Annotated in this window: 7 protein-coding genes and 2 pseudogenes; 4 read left to right on the top strand and 5 right to left on the bottom strand. The window is 66.6% G+C overall.

The features are described from left to right. The 5 genes and pseudogenes from U9980_RS15790 to U9980_RS15770 form a co-directional block, all read right to left on the bottom strand. Positions 1-214: pseudogene (locus U9980_RS15790) on the bottom strand (hypothetical protein); the annotation flags it as partial. Positions 215-469: 255 nt separating this feature from the next. Next, positions 470-1,618 carry a galactokinase gene (galK, locus tag U9980_RS15785; RefSeq protein WP_322768616.1) on the bottom strand — a complete coding sequence of 383 codons (1,149 nt, stop codon included), beginning with the start codon at positions 1,616-1,618 and terminating at the stop codon, positions 470-472. Further along, entirely contained in the window at positions 1,615-2,577 is a 963-nt protein-coding gene (gene galE, locus U9980_RS15780; RefSeq protein WP_322768615.1) for a UDP-glucose 4-epimerase GalE, read from the bottom strand. The genes galK and galE overlap by 4 nt, the downstream gene beginning before the upstream one ends. Beyond that, positions 2,574-3,692 (bottom strand): galactose-1-phosphate uridylyltransferase, encoded by a 1,119-nt coding sequence (gene galT / locus U9980_RS15775; protein WP_322768614.1) that lies wholly within the window; start codon positions 3,690-3,692, stop codon positions 2,574-2,576. The genes galE and galT overlap by 4 nt, the downstream gene beginning before the upstream one ends. Before the next feature lie 113 nt (positions 3,693-3,805). Further along, complete coding sequence (locus U9980_RS15770; protein WP_322768613.1) at positions 3,806-4,636, bottom strand: DeoR/GlpR family DNA-binding transcription regulator; 831 nt, start codon at positions 4,634-4,636, stop codon at positions 3,806-3,808. Between the two features lie 462 nt (positions 4,637-5,098). On the opposite strand from U9980_RS15770, the gene U9980_RS15765 reads away from it, so the two are divergent. The 4 genes and pseudogenes from U9980_RS15765 to U9980_RS15750 form a co-directional block, all read left to right on the top strand. Continuing rightward, positions 5,099-6,070 carry a sugar ABC transporter permease gene (locus U9980_RS15765; RefSeq protein WP_322768612.1) on the top strand — a complete coding sequence of 324 codons (972 nt, stop codon included), beginning with the start codon at positions 5,099-5,101 and terminating at the stop codon, positions 6,068-6,070. Between the two features lie 7 nt (positions 6,071-6,077). Continuing rightward, on the top strand, positions 6,078-6,905 hold the full coding sequence (locus tag U9980_RS15760; protein WP_322768611.1) for a carbohydrate ABC transporter permease: 828 nt from the start codon (positions 6,078-6,080) through the stop codon (positions 6,903-6,905). Positions 6,906-6,996: 91 nt separating this feature from the next. After that, positions 6,997-8,334: a sugar ABC transporter substrate-binding protein gene (locus U9980_RS15755; protein WP_322768610.1), complete on the top strand. Its 1,338-nt coding sequence runs from the start codon at positions 6,997-6,999 to the stop codon at positions 8,332-8,334. Between the two features lie 83 nt (positions 8,335-8,417). Next, positions 8,418-8,933, top strand: a pseudogene (locus U9980_RS15750) (alpha-galactosidase); the annotation flags it as partial.

Below are 8,933 nucleotides of genomic sequence, written 5' to 3'. Positions count from 1 at the left end.
CGTCCGGCGTGACGCCCGTCACCACGTGGACTCGCGTCCGCGGGAACCCGACGACCTGGTCGGCCGGTGCTGTCGCCGCCTGCGCATCCGCGAGCGTGGCCGCCCCGGCCACCGCACCCGTCACGGCTCCGACCATCCCGAGCAGCGCCCGACGGGACAGGTGACCCCCCTCCTGCGGTCGGTCAACACCCGATGAGCTGCGGTGAAGCGACATGTCCCAGTACCTCCTACGGTGAGTCCTCGCCCGGGGGGCACCCGAACCCTCGCCACATCGTTGTGAAGCAACGATGTGGCGAGTCGTCCTCATAGTCAGTGATATGGAACTATTTGTCTATATCCATTGGTGTTGAGCATCTCAGCCGGGAACGCGCCTTCAGCTGCGGCGACGAAGACGTTATTTACCTCCGCAAACCCGCCACCGCGGCTGTGCCCCGCCGCTCGGGCACATGAAGCCGGACAGGATGTATATTTATCGGACTGGATGAATGGACATTCTGCGAGCGCCGGGAGCGGCGGCTACCTCGAACGTGGTTGGGCGAGGGTGGCCCGCGGCGGTGGCCGCGGCGACGATCGCGGTAGCCGTGCGGTTGCGGTCGGCGGCGTCCACAAGGGCCAGCACCGACCCGCCGAACCCGGCGCCGAACATCCGGGCGCCGTGGGCTCCCGCCGCCAGCGCGGCGTCCACGGCAGTGTCGAGTTCGGGGACGGTGACCTCATAGTCGTCGCGCAGCGACCAATGGGACGCGGTGAGCAGCGGTCCGAGCCGTCGCGGGTCGGTGCCGGTTTCGAGTAGGGCGGCCGCATCGAGGACGCGGGCGTTCTCGGTGACGACGTGTCTGGTACGGCGTGCGGTCACGGCATCGAGCTGGCCGAGCGCGGTGCCCAGATCTGCCACCGTCAGATCACGTAACGCGCGTACTCCCAGCGTGCGGGCGGCTTGCTCGCACGATGCGCGGCGGCGGGCGTAGGCGCCGTCGACGAGGCGGTGAGGAGCCTTCGTGTCGGCGACCAGGAGCGAGAGGCCGTGAGCCGGCAGGTCGAACGGGATGTGGCGGGCGGCGAGCGTGCGGGTGTCGAGGAAGAGCGCGTGGCCTTCTTCGGCGAGCAGCGACGCCGACTGGTCGAGGCTGCCGCAGGGCATGCCGACGAAGTCGCTCTCGGCCTGCTGGGCGACGGCGACGAGCTCGGTCCGGGATAGCCCCAGGTCCCACAGGTCGTTCAGGGCAGCGGCGACCGCGCACGCCACCGCAGCCGAGGAGGACATGCCGGCCCCGGCGGGGACGTCTCCAGTGATGTGCAGGTCGACGCCGGCGACGGGCAGGGTGCGCTCGCGCAGCGCCCAGACTACGCCGGCCGGATAGGCGGGCCAGTCGCGCAGCGCACCCGGTCGTAGCGCTGAGAGGTCAGTGTGCACGGGCGGACCCGGCATCTGGGCCGACGCCAGGCGCAGGACGTTGTCGGGGCGGTGGGCGACCGAGGCACGGATGCACAGCGGGACGGCGATCGGCAGGACGAAGCCCTCGTTGTAGTCGGTGTGCTCGCCGATGATGTTGACGCGTCCGGGGGCCTGCCAGACCGCCTCGGGGGAACGGCCGAACACGTCATCGAAGCCGGTCACGCGGCGACCGCCCCACGCATGAACGCCCAGGCGTCCGCCACCATCGTCGTCAGGTCCGGCCGCTGCGGCCGCCAGCCGAGCTCGGCGTTCACGCGTGCGTTCGAGGCCACCAGGACGGCCGGGTCCCCCGGGCGGGGTGGGGCCGGCACGCAGGGCAGGGCATGGCCGGTGACCCTGCGGGCGGCCGCGACGACATCCCGGACCGAGAACCCGACGCCGTTGCCGAGGTTGTAGATGCGGTGGTGACCGGGGACGGCCGCGTGCAGGGCCAGGACGTGCGCCTGGGCGAGGTCGGCGACATGGATGTAGTCGCGGATGCAGGTGCCGTCGGGGGTGGGCCAGTCGGTTCCGGACAGGCGGACGGTGTCACGGCGGCCCGCGGCCACCTGGAGTATCAGCGGGATGAGGTGGGTCTCGGTGGTGTGGCGCTCCCCGAGGCCGGCGTAGGCGCCGGCCACGTTGAAATAGCGCAGGGAGACCGCGCCGAGCCCGTACGCCGCAGCGTAGGAGGAGATCATCATGTCGACGGACAGTTTGGACGCGCCGTAGGGGTTCGTGGGACGAACGGGAGCGTCCTCGGTGATGGGCACCTGCTGCGGGTCGCCGTACACCGCCGCTGTGGAGGAGAACACCAGCCGCGGCACGGCCGCCTCGCGTATCGCCTGCAGCAGCGCCAGCGAGCCGCCCACGTTGTTCCGCCAGTAGACGTGTGGATCGGTGACCGACTCGCCGACGAGGGAGTAGGCGGCGAAGTGGAGGACCGCGTCGAACCGGCCGCCGGCCAGCACCGCACCGGCCCCGGTGATATCGGAGACGATCAGTGTGGCGGCGGACGGGACCGCGTCGCGGTGGCCGGTGGACAGGTCGTCGAGGACGACCACGTCGTGGCCGGCTTTGAGGAGGACGGCGGTCGTGACCGATCCGATGTACCCGGCGCCGCCGGTGACGAGCAGTTTCATGCGACAGTCTCCACGAGGATGTGTGCCTTCCGTAGCATCCGCGCGGCATGCTCCGGGGCGATGTCGTTGATGAAGGCGCCCATGCCCGCTTCGGAGCCGGCCAGGTGCTTCAGCTTGTTCGCCGCGCGCCGGATCGAGAAGAGCTGCAGGTGCAGGTAGGCCAGGTCGCGGTCGACGCGGACCGGCGCCTGATGCCAGGCGGCGACGTACGGCATGGGCATCCCGAGCACCGCGTCCAGCCGATGCAGCACGTCCACGTACACCCGGCACAGGTCGCGACGCTCGGCTTCGTTGAGTGAAGGCAGGTCCGGGACCTGGCGGTGCGGGTAGATGTGAACCTCGAAAGGCCATCGGGCCGCGGCCGGGACGAAGGCGGTCCAGTGCACGCCGCGGGTCACCACCCGCACGTCGGCCCGTATCTCAGCAGCCAGCACGTCACTGAAGAGGTTACGGCCGGTGCGGGACAGGTGACGGCGGGCGGCGGCAAACATCGTGCGGGTCCGAGGGGTGATGAACGGGTAGCCGTAGATCTGGCCGTGTGGATGGTGCAGCGTCGTGCCGATCTCGCTGCCCCGGTTCTCGAAGACGAAGACCTGCTCGACATCGGGTTCGCGGCCGAGCGCCGCGGTGCGGTCCGCCCAGGCCTGAACGATGGTGCGCACGCGCTCGGGTGGCAGTTCGCAGAAGGAGCCGGTGTGGTCGGAGGTGAAGCAGACCACCTCGCACCGGCCCGCTCCGGGGCGGCGTCGGAGCAGGTCGTCACCAGGGATCTGAGTGAGGGAGTCGCCGGGAGCGAATGAGGGGAAGCGATTCTGGAAGACCACGACGTCGTAGGCCGATGCCGGGATCTCCGTGGCGCGTTCCGCGGTGGACGGACACAGCGGGCATTCGTCGCTGGCCGGTAGATGGGTCCGGCTCTGCCGATGCGCCGCTATGACGACCCATTCATCCAACAGCACGTCGTAGCGGAGTTCCGATGCCGGGGTAGGTGTGGTTGCCTCACGGCTGTCGGGCGGCACGCCCTCGACCGGTACCGCCGCGTCGTCGTAGTAGTAGAAGAGATCTCGGCCGTCGGCCATGCGGGCCGCGGTGTACCGGGCTGCAGTGTACGGCATGGATTCTCACCTTGGCGTGTCGTGACGGCGTCGTCATGCGCCGTGGATCGGTACCTGACAGGGGCTGGCGGGTTCGTGCGGTGGCGGCCAGGACGGGGGCCGGGTCATCGTCATCACGGGGGATGCGCGGCTACCGCCCGGTCGGCGGCCGTCTGTTCTTCGGATGCGGGGTCGCCCGCCGCAATGATCAACTCGCCGACGCGGTCGCTCAGCTCGGCCCGGTGCTCCTCGGCCAAGCCTTCGTCGCTCACCAGGACATGCGCCGCATCCAGGTCGGCGATGGTGCTCAGGCCGACCGTTCCCCACTTGGTGTGGTCGGCGACCACGACCAGACGGGCCGCGGCCTCGATGAACGCCTGATTCGTCTGACACTCCAGCAGGTTGGGAGTGGTGAACCCATACCGGCTGTGCATGCCGTGCACGCCCATGAACAACAGGTCGATGTGCAGGAAGCGGAGCGCGTGCACGGCCACCGGACCGACCAGCGCGCCGGAGGGGGTACGCACGCCTCCGGTAAGGACGACGGTCTGGTCCGGGCGACCATGGTGGTGGAACGCGTCCGCGACCGGTACGGAGTTGGTGACGACGGTGAGGTTCGGTACCGCGACGAGACGTTCTGCCACCGCCCACGTTGTCGTGCCCGCTGTGAGCGCGACTGCGTCCCCCGGCCCGACCATCCGCGCCACTTCGGCGGCGATCACGCCTTTCGCCGACGTTTCCTGTTGGCTCTTGGCCTCGAAGCCGGGCTCCACGGCGCTGGCCGTCGGTACCGCTGTTGCGCCGCCGTGCACTTTTTCCACCAACCCACGCCGGGCCAGTGCATCCAGATCCCGGCGAATCGTCATGTCCGACACCTGGAGCTGATCGACCAGGTCGCTGACACGTACCGCACCGTCCCGGCCCACCTGAGCCAGGATCAACGCCTGCCGCTGTGCGGCGAGCACCCGAACACCTCTCTCCCTGCAATCCAGGCCCCGACGGTGACATTGAGCCGTCCGATGGGGATGACGCACGACCAGTTCGTGCTCTCTCATCGCCGCCCCGGGCCGGGGCGGCCTCTGCTCTGGGCGACGAACCCCTTCACCCGGAACCGAGCATCTCACCAGAATCACACTAGATTCAACCTCTGCCGTTCGATAGCTGAGCGTATATGAGCGATTTCGTTGAGACGTGAGTGCCTCAGCAGGCACGAAGGCTACCAATAAGACCTTGACCAAACAGAAAACAACATTTATGGTTGCCCGCACGTGACCAACGTCACGCCGTGGCTCCACACTCGCCGGACGAGGGCCGTGACCTCAGCCGGTGGCCTGCCCGGGGCCCGCGCGTGGTGCGTGTGCGCGGTACCGATCGGCCTGCTCGAAGTCTGAAGTGTTCCGTGTCTGATGTCTGATGAAGGTGGACGGATGGCGACAGCGACACCCGCTCCCGCTCCTAGCGGCGACATCACTGCGCCGGCCGCCCGGGCGGCACCTGCCCACAAGGGCAAGCGACGTCCGCCGCGCCCGGTGAAGGAGTGGTTGACTGCCTACGGCTTCATTGCGCCGAGCTTCCTCGGGGTACTGGCGTTCCTGCTGCTGCCCGTGATCGCCGTGTTCGTGCTCAGCCTGTTCAAGTGGAACCTGCTCGGTGACCCGAGCTTCGTCGGGCTGGACAACTTCTCCCGCATGGTCCGGGACGAGGAGGTCCGGCATTCGCTACTCATCACCTTCGAGTACGTACTGTTGAACATTCCGTTACAGACAGTACTGGCCCTACTGCTGGCTCTCTTCCTCAACCGGAAACTGCGTGGGATCAAGGTTTTCCGGGTGCTGTTCGTGCTGCCCTGGATGGCCACACCGATCGCGATGGCCATCATCTGGCAGTGGATCTTCGATCCAGCTCGAGGCTCGCTCAACGGGTTCCTGAACCTGTTCGGCATTCCCGGCCAGCCGTGGCTGTCCTCGGAGACCTGGGCACTGCTGGCGGTCGCCGCCGTCAACATCTGGCAGTACACCGGCTATAACGCTCTGTTCTTCCTCGCCGGCCTGCAGAACATCCCGGATTACCTCGACGAGGCGGCCCGCCTGGACGGCGCGGGTCCCGTCCGGCAGTTCTTTTCGATCACCCTTCCGCTCCTCCGGCCCACCTTGTTCTTCGTCCTGGTGACCTCCGTGATCGGCTCGTTCCAGGTATTCGACACGGTGTACGCGATGACGAAGGGCGGACCAGGCGAGGCGACCAACGTCCTCAATTACGAGATCTACAACCGGGCCTTCAAGTTCTTCGACGCAGGCTACGCGTCGACGATCGCGCTGCTGCTGTTCGCGGTCATCGTCGCGATAACCGCGCTGCAGTCGTGGTACTTCCACAACCGCACTGTCTACGACCTGAGCTGAGGGCGCAGTGAAAAAGGGCCGTGCCGCCAACTACACACTGACCTACCTGCTGCTCTGTCTTGGCGCGGTGGTCTCCTGCTTCCCCTACCTCATGGCGTTGTTCACCGCCTTTAAGCCGGCGAATCAAGTTTACTCGACCAACCCATGGGAGCCTCCCGCAGAACCGACCCTGGCAAACTTCCGGCAGGTACTGTTTGACAACCCGTTCCCGCACTATCTGTGGAACACCGTGCTGTTCGCGGCGCTGTTGACACTCGGGCAGCTGGTGTTCAGCACGTTCGCCGCGTACGCTTTCGCCCGGATGGAATTCCCCGGTCGGGAGGTGCTTTTCTGGGCTTACCTGGGCACCCTGATGGTGCCCAACGTGGTGACTCTCATCCCACTGTTCGTGTTGATGAAGGAGCTGAGCTGGGTTGACACCTGGGCGGGACTGGTCGCCCCCTACATACTGGGAACTCCTTACGGCATCTTCCTGATGCGCCAGTTCTTCCGGGGCATTCCACGCGACCTGGAGGACGCCGCGTACCTCGACGGCGCGGGTCGGTTACGCATTCTCTTCAGCATCGTCCTGCCGCTGTCCAAGCCGATCATGGCCACGATGGCGATCATCACCGTGGTACAGGGCTGGAACAACCTGCTCTGGCCGCTCATCATCACCAGTTCGGATTCCCAGCGGGTGATCACGGTCGGTATCGCCGCCTTCCAGACGAACTACGGGACGCAGTGGACCCTCATGCTCGCGGCGACGATGGTCGCCCTGTTCCCGTTGATCGTCCTCTACCTGCTCTTCCAACGACACATCGTCCGTTCCATCGTGCTGTCCGGCCTCAAGTGACCCTGCTGACCAGGCCGGAAGCTGCGACAGGCCCGGTTGAAAACCATCGGCTTCATCGCTAGGAGGGTAAATGCCTGACTTCAGAAGTTCAGTGCGGGGCCGCAGGCTGGCCGCGCTGGTGCTGAGCGGTGTCTTATTCGCCGTCGCTGCCGCCTGCGGCGGCGGCGGCGAGGACGCGAATAAAAGCAGTGGCACCGTGAATCTGACATACCGGCTCTGGGACTCCACCCAGCAGGTGGGCTATCAGAAATCGATCGACGAGTTCCAGCGCCGGAACCCGAACATCAAGGTGACGATTCAACAGATGGGCTGGGCCGACTACTGGACCAAGACGATAGCCGACTTCGCCGCCGGCACCGCCCCAGACGTCTTCTGGAACCACGTCAGCTACTTCCCCCAGTTCGCCGCACAAGGCGTGTTGCTCAACCTGACTCCCCGCATCAAGCAGGACAACTTCGACACCACGATCTACTACGAAAGCCTGGTGGAGTCCTACCGGTACGACGGCGCGCAGTACGGAATACCCAAGGACTGGGACACCGTGGCGCTGGTCTGCGACTCCGCGGCGCTGAACAAGGCCGGCGTGAGCAACCCGGGCAAACTGACGTGGGCAACGGACGGATCCGACACCCTCCTGCCGTTCCTGCAGAAGCTGACTGTGGACAAAAATGGCAAAAACATCACCGAGGCGGGCTTCGACGCAGGTAACGTGCAGCGCTACGGTCTGCTGGCCAACAACACCCTGCAGCAGGGCTGGGGCGCCTGGGCCGTCGGAAACGGCGGAAGCCTGATGGACAAGTCGTACGGCAAGCTCACGCTCGACAGCCCTCAGGCCATCCAGGGAATCCAAGCCTACGTCGACCTCGTCACCAAGTACCGGGTCGCACCGCCCGGAAGCCAGACGAACAACCGTGACAGTGACCTGGCGCAGTTCCTCGCATCGGGCCAGGTCGCCTGCGTCACCGCCGGGGACTGGCAACTGTCGGCCCTGACGAAACAATCGAGCACATCCTTGACCATCCTGCCGCCTCCCAGCGGCCCGAACGGCTCGGTGAGCGCGTTCAACGGTCTCGCCGACTCGATCACGGCGAGGAGCAAGCATCCGCAGGAAGCCTGGGAGCTGGTCAAGTGGCTGGGCTCACTCGATTCCCAGAAGATCATTGGTTCGGGTGGGTACGCCTGGCCGGCGATCAAGTCGATCGACAACACCTTCGTCGAGTACTGGAAGACAAAGAAGCTCGACGTGCAGCCTTATCTTGACGCCGCACAGGGCAAAACCTTCAGCTACCCCCTCACCCGAGGCTGGAACGGCGCCCAGATAGAGCTGGACAAGTACTTCAATCAGATCTTTACCGGGCAGCTCTCGGTTGCGGAGGGCGTACCGCAGGCGGTCAGACAGGCCAACGAGGCGATCCGGCAGGCAGGCTGACCCTCCCCAGGGATGAGCGGCCTCGGTCGGGCCGCTCATCCCTGGGCGAAGCCGACCAAACAGCCAGGAGAAGGAGAGCTTCCATGCCCCAGATGACGACGGTCACGGAAATCCCGGTCGATCCGGCGCGGGCCCTGGTGTATGAGCACGGCTGGCAGTCCTGGAGTCCCACGACGGCTTACCGGCTCGATGAGCACCCGCACCGGCCCCACTCCGACCGTAACCGGACGGTCGCCTACCGGCCGGACCGGCGGGCGCCGCACAAGTCGTTCTGGGGGGAAGGGCTGCTCGCCGTCGACCCCGGCGACGGCGGGCCGATAGCGCTGATCGCCGCACCCTGCGGCACCGATCCGATCCCCTCCATCCGAGCTGACGTCCATCACGATCGGATCCTCGTTTGCGCGGAGGCACCCGTCCACGAAGAGCGCGACAGCGGACCGGGTGGGCTGGTGGGGGCGCTCGGCCGTTGGGCGGACCGGTTCGCCCAGCAGGCCGGAGTCCGCGTCCTCCACGCGGCACCGACGATCTGGTGCTCCTGGTACCACTACTTCACAAAGGTCACCGAAGCGGACATCCTCGAGAACCTCGCGGCCATGGAC

It is taken from the genome of Protofrankia sp. Cr1, assembly GCF_963555865.1.
In the GTDB taxonomy this organism is placed as follows: Bacteria; Actinomycetota; Actinomycetes; order Frankiales; family Frankiaceae; genus Protofrankia.
Note: the sequence above shows the minus strand (reverse complement) of the source record. Positions and strands in the feature narration are given on the sequence as shown.